We start from the raw sequence: 15,782 nt of genomic DNA on the forward strand, positions 1-15,782 counted from the left end.
TGGGGATGTGGTTGAGCAGAAGAACCTGCTTCGTCAATATTTCTTGGAACAGGATATCGGTCGAAAGAAGGCTGAGGTCCTAGCCGAGCGGTATTCGCGAGCCTATGGGATTGATATTGCAGCGTACCCGGAGTATCTCACGGCGGAATCAAATCTTAAGGAGATCGGAGTTGAAGACGGTAATATTGTGATTGGGGCTGTGGATAACGGGTCTACACGACGGCTACTTCACGAAAAATTACATGAGTTGCGTCATGTGGTGTATGTAGATAGTGGGAACAGTGCTGTAACGGTTCCAAACGATCCAAACCATGTTGACCGCTATCAACTGGCAGCCATCAAGAATTCAGGCTGGGAAGGCCAGGTTGTCGTCGGTGTCCGGGTGAATGGAAGGGATGTCTTGCCCTTTCCCGGTGAGGTGTTCCCTGATCTAATTGAACCGGATCAATTGCCAACTGAAGTATCTTGCGGTGAGGTTGTGGTGTCCAACCCCCAAAGGTTGTTCACAAACCTCATGGCAGCCACAGCGGTACTTCTTTATCTGCACACATTGCTTGTGGATGGCACGATACTTCATCACCGGACGTTTTTCGAGGCTCGTAAAGGCTGGATACGGAGCGAACCGGCGATTGAGCAAATGTTGGAGGTGTCCATATGACTTTGGAGGCACGGTCACAGTCAGTGATACAGCGCACTGTGTATGTTCACTCTTTTTCTAAGAATCGTCGAGTAATTTATGCTAATAACAGAGAGTAGAAGGAAAAGGATCGAATTTGTTTTGCATTTAAATCGCACATGATGTGCTTCCGACAGGTTCCGGCAAATCAACTAACAGGATTCCCAAAATTAGCAAATAAACACCCGACAAATACGAGCAGAATCACACAGCTGTTTTATTTTAGGGATTTAGTGGTCGAAGTCTAAAACGAAGGTAGAACTGTCCCACCTCAGAGAGGAGCTCCCCATCGCAGCTCCTCTCTGACTTTTCAGACCATCAAGTATTATGAAATTCAATGTACTAACGAATCTGGGGTGAAGTACCGGGAAATTCCATAGATGATTCCCTGACGTCAGCTTGAGGTACAGTTCATCCAGAATTTATTTAGTGTTAAGCTAGACATGAACTTAGTAATTCCGCGTCACGTTGGGGAGAGATTACAGCATGGATACCTCAGAAACAACGAACGACGGCATGCACCATTTCTTGATGCGCGTTATGGTGTGGAACATGCGCTGGATGACCCGGTACGTTGGTTTTATCGCGCGCCCTATCGTTCGAATATACGGTAACAATGAGATTATTGCCTGCGGATTGCGCAATGAGGACAACAGTGTCGCAATCATATACACGCCGAAAACGGGTCATCGGAATCACGCGGTGCTGTTGCGCGAGGCAAGGCAGTGGGTGCACGAGACATCTAACCCCATGGAAAACTTCTCGGGGTCCGTTGTGTCGCGCCTTTCATTACCCTGCGCCCAAAATGGAATGCGCTACAAAATGGTGGGCGTAACCGCAAATGGCAGACACCTGTCCTCACCGACAATTACCGTGAAGCCGGCGACCATCTGCGATTCCGCACTTCTCGAAATAGAAGCGACGACATTCCGAAACGTCCTTTTCGCGTGGCCGCGTGCTGAAAAGCATGACCCGATGATTTACTTTCTCGCCGTCGAAGATGAGACTGGTGAGAATACACACGTTGCGATATATACACGGGAGGCCTTCTGGTGTTACCCGAAGACCAAAACCGCATCGTACTCTGTGGGCCCCGCCGAACCTCCTACCCTCGAACCGGGAAAGCAATATGTAGCCAAACTCATTTTGGTCGATTACGACGGTTGGGTCAGCCACATTGCTGAAAAAACGTTTTCTGTACCGTAAGTGTGGAATTGCTTACGGGTCACAAAACGCTATGGTAGATTTCACCTGGTTCTGGCGCAACCCAACCTCAATTTTGGCCTGTTGCTGGGCATCTTACTGTAATATGCCAGCCGTATTCGGCTGTGATTGTCGACCCCAAAGTCTCCGCAAGTTGCAACATTCCTCGCCCGGTTGCGAACTCCGGACGCAGCTCCTTACCTTCTCGCCTTCCAATTGAACTTCAAGGCTGTCTATACACCGAACGGGACGGATCCCGTAGGACGGGATATGGCAGATCCTGCTCCTAGCGAAAGCTCCTCTGTCGATCGTTGGCAACAACGTGGGATAACCATTTTGCAATGACGTTCAAGAAATGTTTTCCGTTTGCGGTAGGCCTCCGCAAGATGTTCGAGTCCGGGCTGTCCTAGCGGCGTCGCAAGAGGATAAAGAGATCCATTCTGGTGCCTCCCTCTTAAACCCGAACAGTACTTTAGTTTCTGAAACCTGTAGCATTAGTTATACGTTTTGATGTGTCATCGTCAAGTGCTGCGAATTCTAGACGTGCCAGCACTTAGTGGGCCGGGGCGACTCGTCAAACGATCGAGGTTTTGTGAACTGTGTTACAGATTAGGAATAGGGAAGGGTTTACGATTAAGACGGAGGCATCACGATAAAGCCAAAGCTGGGTCTCAATGCAGACTCCAATGCCCGTTGGAGGTGATAGTTTGAAAATTGTGGTATACCGCATCACGGGTCGACAAGGCCCGTTCACTATACCGGACTGGGTCTGCCGCGAATGTGATTTGACCGTTGCATCCGTTCTAAAAGCTTGCCGCGTGGCGGGGATTCCCGAGAACAACGTAACGATTCGCCCCTGGCTTACGCACATCGGCGAGGCTTGGCGGGTCGGTGCTCGCCAAGCGCCAGCCGTACTCATAAATGGGGAGCTGTTCAGCCAGAAGGTTGTACCGGACGCCGACAAGTTAGCGACACATTTGCAACGGCTCCGAGCCGCCGAAACTGAGTCATCAGCAGGGGCGGTTGATGAATCGTAACGTTGCCGCCCAGATGACCTCCACTAAGGTTTATAACTGCATATATATGGATCTGCCCAGAACGTCTTTTGTCCATAAATTCATAAGTCTTACCTTAAGGCAACCGAGTGTTATTGGGTGGGCCAGCATGTCTCTTTGGTCGGCACGACTTGCCGGGCCTGTTACGGGGTGGAAAGTATGAGGGACGTCAGGCGACCTAGTCAGAAACTATGGTGGGAAGACGATCACGCACACGCATCTTTGTTTGCCGACGCGGACTCGGGCCAAGTGGAGTTGCCACCCTGCTTACGTTCGATTTTGTCTCTACACACGGTCTAAAGACTTTCACAATTCAACATTGCCATGCAAACAGAGCGGCATCTCGAAGGAACTGATGAACGTAATACATAAGTATTTTAAATAAGTCAAGGATCACGAGTGGGGGCACAAATTTGAGAACGAGAAGACGAGCGACATCGTGGGTTATCTTTATAGTGATTTTGATTGCCGCGTTGTTGGTGCTCCTAGATCCTCCATTACGAGCTCTATTCCTTCATATGTTTAGTTTAAAAACAATAAATGACCTACGGGCGTACGTTCGCTCGCTGGGGCCATGGGGACCGATTGCCTTAATCGCACTCATGGTCTTACACAGTGTGACGTTTGTACCAGCAGAGGTAATCTCAATCAGTGATGTTGTCATATTTGGTCCTGTACTTGGTCTCGTATACGCCTGGATTGGTGCGATGTTAGGGGCATATCTATCATATTTCTTGGCCCGATGGTTTGGACGTCCCATTGTGAATCGATTTGTCCCTAAACGCCTCCTTGAACGGTTTGATACGTTTTTTGAAAGTGAGGGCTTGAAAGGTGTCCTCATTTTACGCTTAATTCCGCTGGTATCGTTCAATGCGTTGAATTATGCATCCGGGTTAACCAAAATGACATTTTGGGATTTCACCTGGACAACCGGATTAGGCATATTACCAATGGAAATTCTAATATCCGTCCTGTACCAGAGCGCGGTGGGTGAGAAGTATGCAGTGGTAGGGCTCACGATTGTTGGTATTGCTCTGCTTGTTGGACTGGTAATTAGATTAAAGCTGCGCAAGAAATACAAAGGGTTTGGAAAGGAATAGCTTGATAAGTCAAAACCACGTTAGACGATTTTTGTGCCGCATCCTGAATTTACAGTACAAGTCATTCACTACGGTGTTGTTGCGGTGGTCCGTCGACCTGTCCTTGCATGTCAATGACAGTCTTATCCGGATCGGCCGTGTTTGTGGGGATTTGGAATAGTAATCTTGTGGTCTATGATGAAGATTTGTGATGAATATTGAATTGCACTGCTTGCTCGACATAGAACATCCAGGCCTCTTCAACTGATCGTTTTCTGCTCGCAATGTCGTTTAGCAGGTTCAGAGCCAAAATATTCATTGGTTCCTTATAACATTTTGCAGAAACTTCCCCCTTGGTGCGGTCAATTTTCACACTCCCGTCATATTTGCCGACTTCATCGAAAAGTGGTGGGACCCGGTAGCTAATTGTTTGCTCGAAGAAGTCTGGGTGCTGCATAGGGAAATTGCTGCTGTGGTAATGAATCTTTGGTTTTGGGTTTTTACATCAATCCACAATACTCCCCGATTTTGCGGCTAGATGCATGTATTATCAGTCTGTGTCCACAAGCGTTAGTGCGTAGAGTATCCTCATAAAAACGAATGCAACCCATTTCGCTTCCTCATTGCCTTGAATGAAGCAAGCCCATGGTGATTCCCGATTCGTCGGTTCAAGTAATTTCACATGCATACGGCCAACTTCCAAAGGACGGTATGAACTTCGGCCCCTTTGCTCTCACAGGTAAAAGGTAACTTATTGTAGCGCTGCGGACAGCGATTCCTAAGCGATCAAACGTCCTTTGCATACTTTCGTTCGCCTCACGATGCTCTTATAGTGGGGCGAAAACATCGATCGTAGTGAGAAGTATGTGATTCAAGGTATTTGTTGTTGACTAATCGACTAGCAAGTTGAAGTTCTTGTGAAACCCCTTCTTACCTTCCGCCGTAACACGGATTGCCCGGTTAAATGGTCGCTTCTCGATCCACCCAAGTTCAGTAATTCGGTCCAACAATGCAGCCCCTAAGGCTCCACCGATGTGTGGCGTACGTTCACTCCAATCCAAACATGGATGAATGAACTTCCGACGGCGGAGCCTCACCTTTGCAATGTCGATTCCAAAGTCAGTAAAGAACTTTAGCCCATGGTCGGTAAGGTTGTAGTCTCCAGCAGAACTTTCAATGTACCCTTTATCATGGAGAGCCTTCGCCAATTCTGTCCCAAGTTTCCCGGCAAGGTGGTCATAGCACGTACGTCCCTTTCTCAAAGACTGCTCTTCATCGGAATCTCGAAGGGAGCGAACTTGCGATGGTGACGAGATGGCAATCAAAGATTCAATGGCATGTGCAACATTTGGATTTATTAATCGAAAGTAGCGGTATCTCCCCTGAACCTCTTTGGTAATGAGATTGCCTGACACCAATTTCGATAAGTGTGCACTGGCAGTCTGAGGTGTGATTTGAGCGTGTCGAGCAAGTTCCGTGGCAGTTTGTGGCCTGCCGTCCAAAAGGCTGATGAGCATGGCTGATCGAGACGGATCAGCAAGCAAGCCAGCGATTTGTGAGATGTCAGGTGTAAATGACAGGATAACCCCCTCCGTTCGTTACTATGGTAATCCATACTTCGATGATAGACGAAATGATTTCGAGTTACAATCATTGAGGAGCCATTCCTGTAATGAATTAATTTCGGGTTTGAAACAAAAAGAGCGCCTCCTGTATGCTGGGTTCCGAATGCAGACACATTCATTCCCTAATTGAGGAGGACGCTCAACGTGAAGTATAAGATGCAACAGAAGCAAAATCAACGAATTCAACAAATTACCGACGCTACCATCATTGTGGGGGCTGACATTGCTAAGCAAACACATGTGGCGAGAGCCATTGACTTCCGTGGGATTGAGCTGGGTAAAGAGTGTGTTTTCAGCAATGACGATAAGGGTCTGACGAAACTCGTAACGTGGATGAAGGAGTTGCAACGGCTCCACGGCAAGACGGATGTCGTCTTTGGTGTTGAGCCAACCGGGCACTACTGGTTCCCGTTAGGTGCCTTCATGCAAGACTTAAACGTTCGATTCGTGCTTGTGAATCCGCACCACGTCAACAAGAGCAAGGAGTTGGAGGATAACTCGCCTACGAAGAACGACTACAAGGATGCCAAGGTCATTGCGAATCTCGTGAAAGATGGTAAGTACACCGAGCCTAAACTCCCAACAGGTATCTATGCGGATTTGCGAATCCTCATGAATCTGAGAGAAAAGGTCATGGTGAATCTAGGTCAGGTACAGCGGCGGATTCAGAACTGGCTCGACCGGTTCTTTCCGGAATACACCGAGGTGTTTAAGGACTGGGAAGGCAAAGCATCTCTCATTACGCTACGTCAGTGCCCTTTTCCACAGCAGCTCGTCTCACTAGGCGCCAGTGGGATTGTGAGTCAGTGGAAAAGTGGCGGAATAAAGCGGGCTGTCGGTATGAAGCGAGCCCAACGACTTGTCAGTACCGCTGAAAGGTCGATTGGTCTTAAAGAGGGACTTACGGCTGCTCGGTTGGAACTAACGGCTTTGCTAGAACAGTATGAGATGTTCACTCGGCAGCGTGATGAAATCATGGTGCAAGTAGAGCAACTGCTCAGTCAGATTCCAGGCACTCAAGAAATGCTGAGTGTACCAGGGATGGGTGTCACAACGCTGGCAGGGTTCTTAGCTGAAGTCGGCGACCTGAAGGGATATGACCATGGACAGCAAATCATCCGGCTTGCTGGGCTGAATCTCAAAGAGAACAGTTCTGGCAAGAGGAAAGGGAAAACAGGCATCTCCAAGCGTGGTCGCTCCCGGCTCAGGGCACTACTCTTTCGAGCGATATTACCGATGGTGTCCAAGAATGCTGAGTTCAAGGCACTACACGAGTACTACACGACACGAACGTACAATCCCTTGAAGAAGAAACAATCACTGATTGCACTGTGTGGAAAACTCATTCGCGTTCTACACACATTGGGGACAAAGCAAGTTTCGTACAACGCTGAGGATTTACTGGGACCGCTTCGGAAGTCCCAACTACAGATGGCAGCTTAACCGATTCAAACTCGCTTGTTCGATTTACTCGCTTGCACACGATGAACACCATGACAAACAGAAGCACGGATAAGCCGTAGTATCTACACCATAAGGGCAACGACCCAGTTTAGGAGCAAGAAACGGCATCCACCCCTTGAGAGGTAGTACGAAGGAATGTAAGGGCATAGACCCAGTGTGACATGGGAGGGTAAACCGCAAGGGAACGTGTGGACATCCAAAGGTGCGAACATATTTGTGTTCCATGTATTGGTAAAATGACGCCAATCTCTGTTCCTGTAACGGAGTACCCGTTTGAAAATTGGCACATCTGACATTCTGGTAAAGCTTCTCAAACTGTCAAGGTGCGTAATCGTGAGAATGAGAGAGTAAATAGAAGAAAACATTAATTCTAAGTGGGAGATGCAGGAAAAATGAGTGCATTTTTGTTCCTTGCTCCTTTCTTTGGGGTGATTTCAGGTTGGCTCCTACTAGGGGAACGCATCACTTGGGGAGTTATTGTTGGAGGTATTTTTATATTTCTCGGGATTTTCCTCGTAAACTGGCCAGAGCCAAAACTGCGGTAGTGGGGGATTCAATTGAACCGGCTTGCGATGGACCATCGTCTGTAAGATGTCTTACAGACATACAAACATAAAGCAACTTACAATATGGTAGTAATGTGATTTACTCAGTCGTCTATGACGACAGGAGGGGTGAATGGATGTATACAGCCAATTTTTCTCTTGCAGGAAAGGTTGCCCTCATAACAGGTGCGGGGCGTGGAATAGGACGAGCATTAGCGGAAGGGTTGGCATTCGCCGGCGCTGATGTGGCACTTGTTTCTCGAACAGAGAGACAAGTGAATGTAGCAGCCGATGAGATAAAGAAAGCAACTGGTCGAAACACATGGGCCGGTTCCTGCGATGTGACAAATAAGGAATCGGTACAACAGACTGTTTCACAGGTCATTGAACATTTAGGGAAAATCGACATCTTGGTCAACAATGCGGGAACATCGGTTCGCCACGGCGCACTCGAATTGACGGAAGCAGAGTGGGATCAGGTGATGGATACGAACTTTAAGTCCGTATTCTTGATGTCGCAGGCTGTGGGAAGCCACATGGTCGAAAGAAAATACGGCAGAATCATCAATGTGGCGTCAGTTGCTTCCGAACTGACACTCGCTTATGGAACTCCATATGGACCGAGTAAAGCAGGTGTCGTTCATTTGACACGACAGCTTGCCAACGAATGGGCGAAAGACGGTGTCACTGTCAATGCCATCAGTCCATGGTTTTTCAGAACTTCACTGAACGCAGCAGCCTTGGATAACGCAGAATTCCGTACTGCCTTGGAACGTCGTACTCCGATGGGACGGCTTGGGCAACTGGAAGAGTTAGTGGCCCCAGTGGTGTTTTTCAGTTCGGACGGCGCCGGGTATGTCACAGGTCAGAACCTGTTTGTCGATGGGGGAACCACGCATTTCGGGATGTAATACACAGGGTTCGGTACTGAATGAGAATGGTGCGAAGGGAGACGTTCATGCATGGCAGAGCTTTCGATTGCTATCCGGGCGAAGGGCACCGGCAAACGCACAGATGTGACGACAAAAGGTCATTCGTTCACCATAGATGAGCCGACCTCGATGGGCGGAACAAACGTTGGAGCCAGCCCTTTGGAATATCTTCTGGGTGCGCTGGCAGGTTGTGAAGAAGTTATCGCTCAAGGCGTTGCAAAGAAGTTGGATTTTGAGTTGCATGGGATCGAATTTGATGTTGAGGGTGTGCTTGACCCACGTGGGCTCGCTGGGGAACCTGGTATCCAACCGTACTTTCAAAAGGTGACGACTATCGCCCGAGTACAAACTTGTGAGACACCTGAGCGTATACTGCAGTTGCGGGAAGCTGTGGAGAAACAATGCCCTGTATTCACATTGATTGAGGCTGCGGGTGTGGAAATAGAAAGTCGATGGGAAAAGAAGTCGTTCATCAACATGATGTCGCAGGGCATGGCATGTGATGTCGACGGAAACTGTTGAAGCAACTACAACACGAGGTGTGATTAGATGAAGATATTGATGCTGGGCGGTACAAAGTATTTTGGACGTCGTTTGGTCCACCTCTTGATTGTGGATGGTCACGACGTCACGGTAGCCACACGTGGAAACACAGAGGATGACTTTGGCGATGCGGTGAAGCGGATCCAGATTGACCGTACGGACGCTGAATCAATGAAGCGAGCCTTTGCAAAACAATCCTATGATGTAGTTTATGACCAAATTTGCTTCAATCCCCGAGAAGCGAAGATATCAGTGGATGTGTTTGGCAAACGGATCGGTCGATACATCTTTACTTCGAGCATGGCAGTATACGGCCACAAGGACGATGAGATAACGGAAGAGGATTTTCGACCGGACAATTATGCGTACGATCTCGCTGCAGAGCAGTACAGCTATGACGAAGGCAAACGCCAGGCGGAGGCCTATTTCTTTCAACACGCTCCGTTTCCAGTCGTCGCTGTGCGTGTAGCGATGGTCGTCTCAGGTGACGATTATACCGGGCGTGTTGATTATTACGTGAGCCATGTAGCTCATGACGAATCGATAGGCGTTTTCGAGACCGAACATCCCATCACGTATGTGACGGCTTGGGATGTCGCTGCGTTTCTCCGATTCCTCGGTACAAAGACCGATTACACAGGTCCAATCAACGCAGGAAATACGGGTTACCTGAGCATCCAGGACTTCAGCCGGGAGATAGGCAAGCAATTCGGAACGACACCACAGTTCCATGTTGGTAGGCATGGGGACAAAGAGCGTCCGCTGTCGCCATATGCGATGTTCCCGTGGACCTGGAAGTTGTCGAACGCAAAGGCGAAGGCATTAGGGTTCGAGTTTCCAGACGTCCGGGACTCCATTCCTGACATGGTTCATGAGTCAGCGATGAGATTGGGATTGAAGGAGTGACAATGATAAAGCCCAAAATTACGGTGTTCTCGGATTTTCTGTGCCCGTTTTGCTATATCGGCAAGCAACCGTTGGATGAAGTGGCAAAGGAACAAGGACTCGAAATTGAGTGGAGGGCCTTCGAACTCCGCCCAGAGGGGGTAGACGTACCACCGAAACCATCTGAGTACATGGAACGGGTAAAAGCCGGTGTTGAAGCTTTAGCAAAGCAGTATGGTCTCGAAATGTCTCTCAGCGGGAAGAGCAAGGCGTCTCGTCGAGCCCACGAGGGAGCCAAATTTGCCGAGGAGTATGGCAAGGCGCAGGAATATCATGAGGCGATGTTTGTCGCTCAATTCAAGGATGGAAGGAACGTCGACGATATCGACACCCTGGTGGACGTTGCGACGTCGATTGGTCTTGACCCAGGCGCATTTCGTGAAGCAGTAGAGAGTCGGAGGTATCGAGATAAAGTGCTTGAGGATGAACGATTGGCGGAGGAAATTGGCGTAACAGGCATCCCGTGTATCATTGTTGAAAACAGGGGCGCTATGGGCGTTCAAAGTGTTGATCAAATCAAGGCCCTGATTGAGGGATAACACAAAAGGAGGAATTGTCGTGGCAACACAAAAAGTGACAGATGTAGATTTCAATTCGTTCGTGCAATCAGATATACCGGTGCTTGTTGACTTTTGGGCAACATGGTGTGGCCCGTGTAAAATGATGGCACCAGTCCTTGAAGAGGTTTCGGACGAATACCAAGATAAGCTCGTAGTTGGGAAACTTGATGTGGATGAGAATCCGCAAACTGCGCAGCAATTTGGTATTATGAGCATTCCAACCCTATTACTGTTTCAGAACGGCGAAGTTGTGAAGCAGATTGTGGGATATCGCCCCAAGGCGGATTTGCTTTCACAGCTGGCTCACGTTCTATAAGGCTATTAAACAAGGCAGCAGTGAACGCTCGAAAACGTTCCTGCTGCCCTTTTCGAAGGTCGGTTCACTTGATTACTTGGCCCCTTCTCGGTAGGGATGAAGCAGCGCATAAACGGATCGTACGCAAGGTGTTTTGACTTCATAAGGCTGGGCCATCTCAAGGACAGCACCTTGTAGACTGTCAATTTCAAGCGGTAACCCCTTTTCCAGGTCACGGTGGAGTGAAGAGGTCATGGAAGGCGATATACTATTGAGCTTATTCATGACTTGTTCAAAAGCGTCTGCAGGTAAACGTACTTGTTTTGCCTCACCCACAGAGATGATCTCCTGAATCAAGTCTTCAAGAAACGCCTTCGATACAACGTCACTTAAAATGGGGCCAATGGGTTTTCGTATGCTGGCAGTGATGCTGCTTAACGATGTGAGAAAAATGAATTTCTGCCACATATCAACCATAATTGACTTGCTTACGCGCACATTCACACCGCTCTGCTTGAAGGCAGATTCGAGGTCCTCCAATAATGTCTCATCGGATGATGCAAGAGACCCAAAGACAATATCGTGCATTGGACTTGTGTGAATCACGTTCCCATCGGAATCAAGGCCTAATACTGCATCTTGACCAAATTCCTGAACCAATCCATCCATATGCTGCACGCCGTTCAACAATGGTAAGACTTTCGCACCCTTTTCAACCAAACTTCGGACTTCTGGTAAAGCACCTTCGAGGTGGTAGTTTTTTAAGGCCACAATCACAACGTCTGGCTGTTCTATTGCGTCGACGGTTTGCGACATGAAAGTTGTCGATAATCATATGGTGAGAACCCATCCGGTCAGAACTGCGACCGCGAACCTACCGTGACGTGGGATGGTGGTAACGCCACCTTGCGAAGCTCACGGGACAATGTAGCCGTGTCCGATAGGGGAATTCGGTCCGGAGCTAGGTTACAGATGCATGGTGAAGTGCGACTTGAGGGTATTGGTAATCATGTGGTGCAAATCCACCCACTTAGAATTGTGAGTGCGAGCCTACCATGACAAGGGATGGTGGTAACGCCGTCTTTTGAAGCTCATGGGACAATGTAGCCGCGTCCTGAAAGGGCAATTCGGGCCGGAGCTAGGCTAGAAATGCATGGTGAAGCGATAGTTGAATCCCTTATAAACTGCGTCAGCATCTACTAGCGAAACGCCCTGTTTACGCTGGGCCAAAAGGCATGTAGCGGGAGCTGGCACTTTCACCTTGTCAGTTCACAATTCCGAGCGCTACCGCAGAAGTCAGGACACCTAAACATTTCAACAAAGGGTTGCCAATGCAACAAGGTAAGCCTCATGAGGTCTGCGTAAGCAGTAGGTCAATCGTAAGAGAGACGGAACGCCCCAGGAGGTAACGGAGTGGGTAGTAAGCAAACGCCATTCTGTAATGGGATGGATAGGGGCGGCACTTGGTGCTGAAACTTAATGCCCCGACGCGAAAGCGTGCTGACTTACCCATGGTCATCCAGCTAGGACTCACTCGGCAGAGGTACGAAAGGGGAACCTGTTATGAACCGTCCAACCGCAATAAGCGAGCCAACAGGTTCCAAACGTAAGACTTCAACCTCGTCCATCGATGACAAGGTGATGCGCGCATGGCTTGAGGCTCAAGAAACCTCGGCGGAAGCAAGCTCACTGGAAACATGGACTGACTGGGAAGAAATCGAGCGCCACGTCTCTCGGTTGCAGCGACAACTAGCAAACGCAGTCGAATACGGAAACCGTAAAGCCATCCGCCATTACAAGTGGCTCATCCGCAACAGTCAACATACCAAAATGCTAGCCATTCGTGCTGTTACACAGGAGAACAGTGGACGGAAAACCCCTGGGGTCGATGGGAAAACGTACCTAACCACAGAAACCCGTAAGGAATTGCTCACACTACTGAATCTCAGAAAAAGACCGCTTCCCGTCCGCCGTGTATATATCAGGAAGAAGAATGGCAAACAAAGGCCGCTCGGAATTCCGACGGTGAATTCATACTGCATGCCTCCCAACAGGGTTTAGGAATTTGAGAGCTAGTGACACATTTAAGCCGAGAACATCTAATTTAAATGGCCTGAATTCTGGATTCTCTCTCGGAGCTCAAGCTCCTTCTGCTCATCGAGGTGAATGTCCCATGGCCAGCCTGGAGCGACTTTTTCCGCAGTCAAAATCCCGCGATTAAGCCAGTAGTAAACCACGCCTGGACTAACGTTGAAACGCTCGGCTACCTCTTTTACTGTGAGACCTCTATGGAGTGAAGCATATCCACGAATCCCGTACACATGGCGAATCCACTGGATAGAGTCGACGGTGAAAAGTCTGCCATCTGGAGTGCGCATACCTGATTCGTTCAAATGGGCAGCAATTTGGTGATCTGTCATTGCTTCGGCGAGTCTGCGAATGAGTTCAGCAGTTTCAGGTGAATGTTTGGTCGCCATGTGTGGCGGTAACGGCTTACGAACCCAGAGTTCTTCGCAATGCTGATTGCGCCACCGCAAGCCAAGTCGGACATCCGGATTCCTCGGTTCAGCGAATATGGTGACGTCTTCAATTAGTAAACGAAGGATTCGCTTCCGGTCTTTTGGTGTAGTGGATGGCTTGGACCAAATTCGAGGTAGTTCTTTCGCAAGACTCAGGATTTCCATCTTATCGTGTTCAGTAGGGCGCCAACTACGGCGGGCCACATACTGGGTGTACTGTTCTTGAAGTTGTGCCATTTCGGTAAGCTTTTCATTCCACCTCGCCTCAAGACTACGTGCTACCAGTCGATTCTCTGGTTCGACCTGTTGGTACTGTCTCTCTGCCCGGTCTGCTTCGTACTGTGCTCGCTCGAGGGATAACTTCCAGCCCTTGTCTGCCTCATCTTCTTCATGAAGTAGTTTGTCCATTACCTGTAGGGCAAGCTCTAGTTCGGCAGGTCGTATTGCCTGCAATAGGCGCTCTGAGATAGCCTGGTCAATTTTCAGCGCCGGCACAGTAGTGCAGGTGGCCCGGCGACCGTGTTCCCACCGTCCTTTGCATTCGTAGTGTGGAGAAATTCCACCGTTGTTGGTGTAGCGTACACTCATGCGACGTCCGCATTTTCCGCATATAACGAGTCCTTGAAGCAAAGCCGTGCCCTCTCGTGCGGGACCGCTTTTCTCGAGGTTAGTACGGTTCGAACGTAGTTGTTTGAGGTTCCTTTCGTATTCCTCCCATGTGATGTATCCCGGATGATGGTCTGGAATGAAGACCTCCCACTGTTCGCGAGGGAGACGCACGGTATGATGAATAAACAACCCTTGTGGATTCACACGCTTCTGGTCGCGGTACCGCCCAAACACGTATGCGCCGGTGTACGCAGGATTGTACAGCACCCCTAGAACTCGGGTGTGGTTTAGAGTTCCCCAAACGAGTTGTCCGGCCCACGTACCTCCGTAGGCTCGTTTTGGAAACCGAAGGCCATTTTGGGCAAAGAACCGAACTACACCGTAGGCGCTGCCTGTCGTGCGAAATGCACGAAACGCATTGTGAATGGCTGTTTGAACTTCTTCGTCAGGGTCCAAAACTGTCTGTGCATTTACGTCGTAAACATAGCCGACAGGCAGCGGAAAGCGGAGCTCACCTTTTTTCGCCTTGTTCTTTTTGCCACCGATTAACCGAGCGCGCAAGAAATGCAGTTCTGCCTCGCTCATAGTTCCTTTAAAGCCGAGAATTAATCGGTCATTGAAATCTCGCAGGTCGTAAATGCCATCTTCATCCACTACGATTGTGTTGAATAGGCCGCATAGCTCGAGGAGTCGCAGCAGGTCCGCTGAAGAACGTGCCAAGCGAGAAATCTCCAGGCCAAAGATTGCTCCAACTTCGCCAAGAGATACTTGAGCTACGAGGTTCTGGAAGCCCAAGCGCTGAGAACGGCCAGACCCTGAGATGCCGAGGTCCTCGTCGATGACTTGAATTTGCTCCGGAGTCCATCCCAGACTCAGAGCCTTCTCCTGTAGGGCATACTGGCGTTCCGTACTCTCCCGGTGAAACCGAACTTGGGCTAGGCTCGACTGACGGATGTACACAATTGCTAGTCTGTTCAGGTGCTCTGGGTGAACTTTCGACGGTGTTGTCGTCATGAATTTGTTCCTCCCCATGCATTGCCGCAAGGCATGAACGCACCATCCCGGCCACGACTGTAATGAGCTCGTCCAAGCTTTGCGCGTCGTTTCCGACCAATGCGGCTAATGCTGAACTGGACACAGACATCCCCTCCGACTCGGCCGACGAACTATCCGTTATCCCGGCGTCGAAGTAGTTCTAGATTGAGCTCAGTCAGTTCCGAGAGAATGTCCTGTGCGACCTCATAATTTTCGAGCCCGGTTCGTACCCGTTGCTCCCAGGCTGCAGGAACGTAATCCATCTGCGTTTTCCCATGGTAGAAAGAAGACAAGTACAAGCTTGCATGGCCCACGCCAGTAGCGCAGTGACAAGTTGGCTTGCCACACTTCACATGCCGGGTGATGAGCGAACCACGAAGAACCTGGTCCATTGGTGGTAACACCTTTAACAGTTGGAGCTTTCGTTCTTTAAGTTCTTGAGAAGGAACAGACTTCAATCTTCTAGGTGACTTATTCTTATCAGTAGTATTCATACTAAGAAATTACCTCCTTGATTTGGAATTGTCAATTAAATTCGTTGTTGAGTTAGAGGAATCATCTAGGTTTTGACACTAGCGTTGCATTAACGCGGTCTGAATATTTAGTTTTTATCATTTTCGGCATGAACGCTGAAACAAGACAACTGGTGAATAAGCAGGTAGCATCATCCATTTTTTGCTATAGGCTTTTACGATCC

15 protein-coding genes and 2 pseudogenes are annotated in these 15,782 nt (G+C 49.1%); 12 read left to right on the forward strand and 5 right to left on the reverse strand.

The genetic code is table 11. The annotated features are described in order from the left end of the window. From AN477_RS07695 to AN477_RS07710, 4 genes are all read left to right on the forward strand, one after another. Positions 1-658, forward strand: a 658-nt coding sequence (locus AN477_RS07695) for a ThiF family adenylyltransferase (RefSeq protein WP_054968595.1), incomplete at its 5' end; no start/stop codon positions are given. Between the two features lie 504 nt (positions 659-1,162). Further along, complete coding sequence (locus AN477_RS07700; RefSeq protein ID WP_054968596.1) at positions 1,163-1,882, forward strand: hypothetical protein; 720 nt, start codon at positions 1,163-1,165, stop codon at positions 1,880-1,882. Between the two features lie 704 nt (positions 1,883-2,586). Then, positions 2,587-2,916, forward strand: a complete 330-nt coding sequence (locus AN477_RS07705) for a hypothetical protein (protein WP_054968597.1) — start codon at positions 2,587-2,589, stop codon at positions 2,914-2,916. A gap of 431 nt (positions 2,917-3,347) precedes the next feature. Then, positions 3,348-4,034, forward strand: coding sequence for a TVP38/TMEM64 family protein (locus tag AN477_RS07710; RefSeq protein ID WP_083486066.1), 687 nt, complete (start codon positions 3,348-3,350; stop codon positions 4,032-4,034). 869 nt (positions 4,035-4,903) lie between these two features. Here the strand turns inward: AN477_RS07710 and AN477_RS25405 are convergent. Further along, positions 4,904-5,275 (reverse strand): hypothetical protein, encoded by a 372-nt coding sequence (locus AN477_RS25405; RefSeq protein ID WP_245631759.1) that lies wholly within the window; start codon positions 5,273-5,275, stop codon positions 4,904-4,906. Between the two features lie 141 nt (positions 5,276-5,416). Continuing rightward, positions 5,417-5,557: pseudogene (locus AN477_RS25660) on the reverse strand (winged helix-turn-helix domain-containing protein); the annotation flags it as partial. 237 nt (positions 5,558-5,794) lie between these two features. Here AN477_RS25660 and AN477_RS07725 point away from each other — a divergent pair. The 7 genes and pseudogenes from AN477_RS07725 to trxA all read left to right on the forward strand — a co-directional run bounded on the left by AN477_RS07725 (position 5,795) and on the right by trxA (position 10,943). Further along, complete coding sequence (locus tag AN477_RS07725; protein ID WP_211265976.1) at positions 5,795-7,081, forward strand: IS110 family RNA-guided transposase; 1,287 nt, start codon at positions 5,795-5,797, stop codon at positions 7,079-7,081. A gap of 398 nt (positions 7,082-7,479) precedes the next feature. Further along, positions 7,480-7,647, forward strand: a pseudogene (locus AN477_RS23700) (EamA family transporter); the annotation flags it as partial. A gap of 137 nt (positions 7,648-7,784) precedes the next feature. Beyond that, the gene (locus tag AN477_RS07730) at positions 7,785-8,558 is read left to right on the forward strand and encodes an SDR family NAD(P)-dependent oxidoreductase (protein WP_054968602.1); all 774 of its coding nucleotides are present in this window, start codon (positions 7,785-7,787) and stop codon (positions 8,556-8,558) included. Positions 8,559-8,609: 51 nt separating this feature from the next. Next, positions 8,610-9,101 carry an OsmC family protein gene (locus AN477_RS07735; protein ID WP_054968603.1) on the forward strand — a complete coding sequence of 164 codons (492 nt, stop codon included), beginning with the start codon at positions 8,610-8,612 and terminating at the stop codon, positions 9,099-9,101. A 27-nt stretch (positions 9,102-9,128) separates the two neighbouring features. Next, on the forward strand, positions 9,129-10,028 hold the full coding sequence (locus AN477_RS07740; protein ID WP_054968604.1) for an NAD-dependent epimerase/dehydratase family protein: 900 nt from the start codon (positions 9,129-9,131) through the stop codon (positions 10,026-10,028). 2 nt (positions 10,029-10,030) lie between these two features. Continuing rightward, positions 10,031-10,606, forward strand: coding sequence for a DsbA family oxidoreductase (locus AN477_RS07745; protein ID WP_054968605.1), 576 nt, complete (start codon positions 10,031-10,033; stop codon positions 10,604-10,606). Positions 10,607-10,625: 19 nt separating this feature from the next. After that, a complete protein-coding gene (gene trxA, locus AN477_RS07750) occupies positions 10,626-10,943 on the forward strand; it encodes a thioredoxin (protein WP_054968606.1) in 318 nt (105 codons plus the stop codon). A 72-nt stretch (positions 10,944-11,015) separates the two neighbouring features. Here trxA and AN477_RS07755 read toward each other — a convergent pair whose 3' ends face one another. Continuing rightward, a complete protein-coding gene (locus tag AN477_RS07755; RefSeq protein ID WP_054968607.1) occupies positions 11,016-11,738 on the reverse strand; it encodes a ketopantoate reductase family protein in 723 nt (240 codons plus the stop codon). Between the two features lie 747 nt (positions 11,739-12,485). Here AN477_RS07755 and AN477_RS07760 point away from each other — a divergent pair. Next, positions 12,486-12,983, forward strand: a complete 498-nt coding sequence (locus AN477_RS07760; protein ID WP_054968608.1) for a reverse transcriptase N-terminal domain-containing protein — start codon at positions 12,486-12,488, stop codon at positions 12,981-12,983. Positions 12,984-13,021: 38 nt separating this feature from the next. Here AN477_RS07760 and AN477_RS07765 read toward each other — a convergent pair whose 3' ends face one another. Both AN477_RS07765 and AN477_RS07770 read right to left on the reverse strand, forming a co-directional pair. Continuing rightward, a complete protein-coding gene (locus AN477_RS07765; RefSeq protein WP_054968609.1) occupies positions 13,022-15,064 on the reverse strand; it encodes a recombinase family protein in 2,043 nt (680 codons plus the stop codon). Between the two features lie 152 nt (positions 15,065-15,216). Then, positions 15,217-15,579, reverse strand: coding sequence for a DUF6788 family protein (locus tag AN477_RS07770; RefSeq protein ID WP_054968610.1), 363 nt, complete (start codon positions 15,577-15,579; stop codon positions 15,217-15,219). Positions 15,580-15,782 lie beyond the last annotated feature (203 nt).

The organism is Paenalicyclobacillus ferrooxydans (assembly GCF_001399675.1).
GTDB lineage: Bacteria > Bacillota > Bacilli > Alicyclobacillales > Alicyclobacillaceae > Alicyclobacillus_B > Alicyclobacillus_B ferrooxydans.

What these genes read in the sequence shown, in the direction of transcription:
- AN477_RS07700 (WP_054968596.1), top strand. Translation starts at nt 1,163, where the DNA reads ATGGATACCTCAGAAACAACGAACGACGGCATGCACCATTTCTTGATG.
- AN477_RS07725 (WP_211265976.1), top strand. Translation starts at nt 5,795, where the DNA reads ATGCAACAGAAGCAAAATCAACGAATTCAACAAATTACCGACGCTACC.
- AN477_RS07730 (WP_054968602.1), top strand. Translation starts at nt 7,785, where the DNA reads ATGTATACAGCCAATTTTTCTCTTGCAGGAAAGGTTGCCCTCATAACA.
- AN477_RS07735 (WP_054968603.1), top strand. Translation starts at nt 8,610, where the DNA reads ATGGCAGAGCTTTCGATTGCTATCCGGGCGAAGGGCACCGGCAAACGC.
- AN477_RS07740 (WP_054968604.1), top strand. Translation starts at nt 9,129, where the DNA reads ATGAAGATATTGATGCTGGGCGGTACAAAGTATTTTGGACGTCGTTTG.
- AN477_RS07745 (WP_054968605.1), top strand. Translation starts at nt 10,031, where the DNA reads ATGATAAAGCCCAAAATTACGGTGTTCTCGGATTTTCTGTGCCCGTTT.
- AN477_RS07755 (WP_054968607.1), bottom strand. Translation starts at nt 11,738, where the DNA reads ATGTCGCAAACCGTCGACGCAATAGAACAGCCAGACGTTGTGATTGTG.
- AN477_RS07760 (WP_054968608.1), top strand. Translation starts at nt 12,486, where the DNA reads ATGAACCGTCCAACCGCAATAAGCGAGCCAACAGGTTCCAAACGTAAG.
- AN477_RS07765 (WP_054968609.1), bottom strand. Translation starts at nt 15,064, where the DNA reads ATGACGACAACACCGTCGAAAGTTCACCCAGAGCACCTGAACAGACTA.
- AN477_RS07770 (WP_054968610.1), bottom strand. Translation starts at nt 15,579, where the DNA reads ATGAATACTACTGATAAGAATAAGTCACCTAGAAGATTGAAGTCTGTT.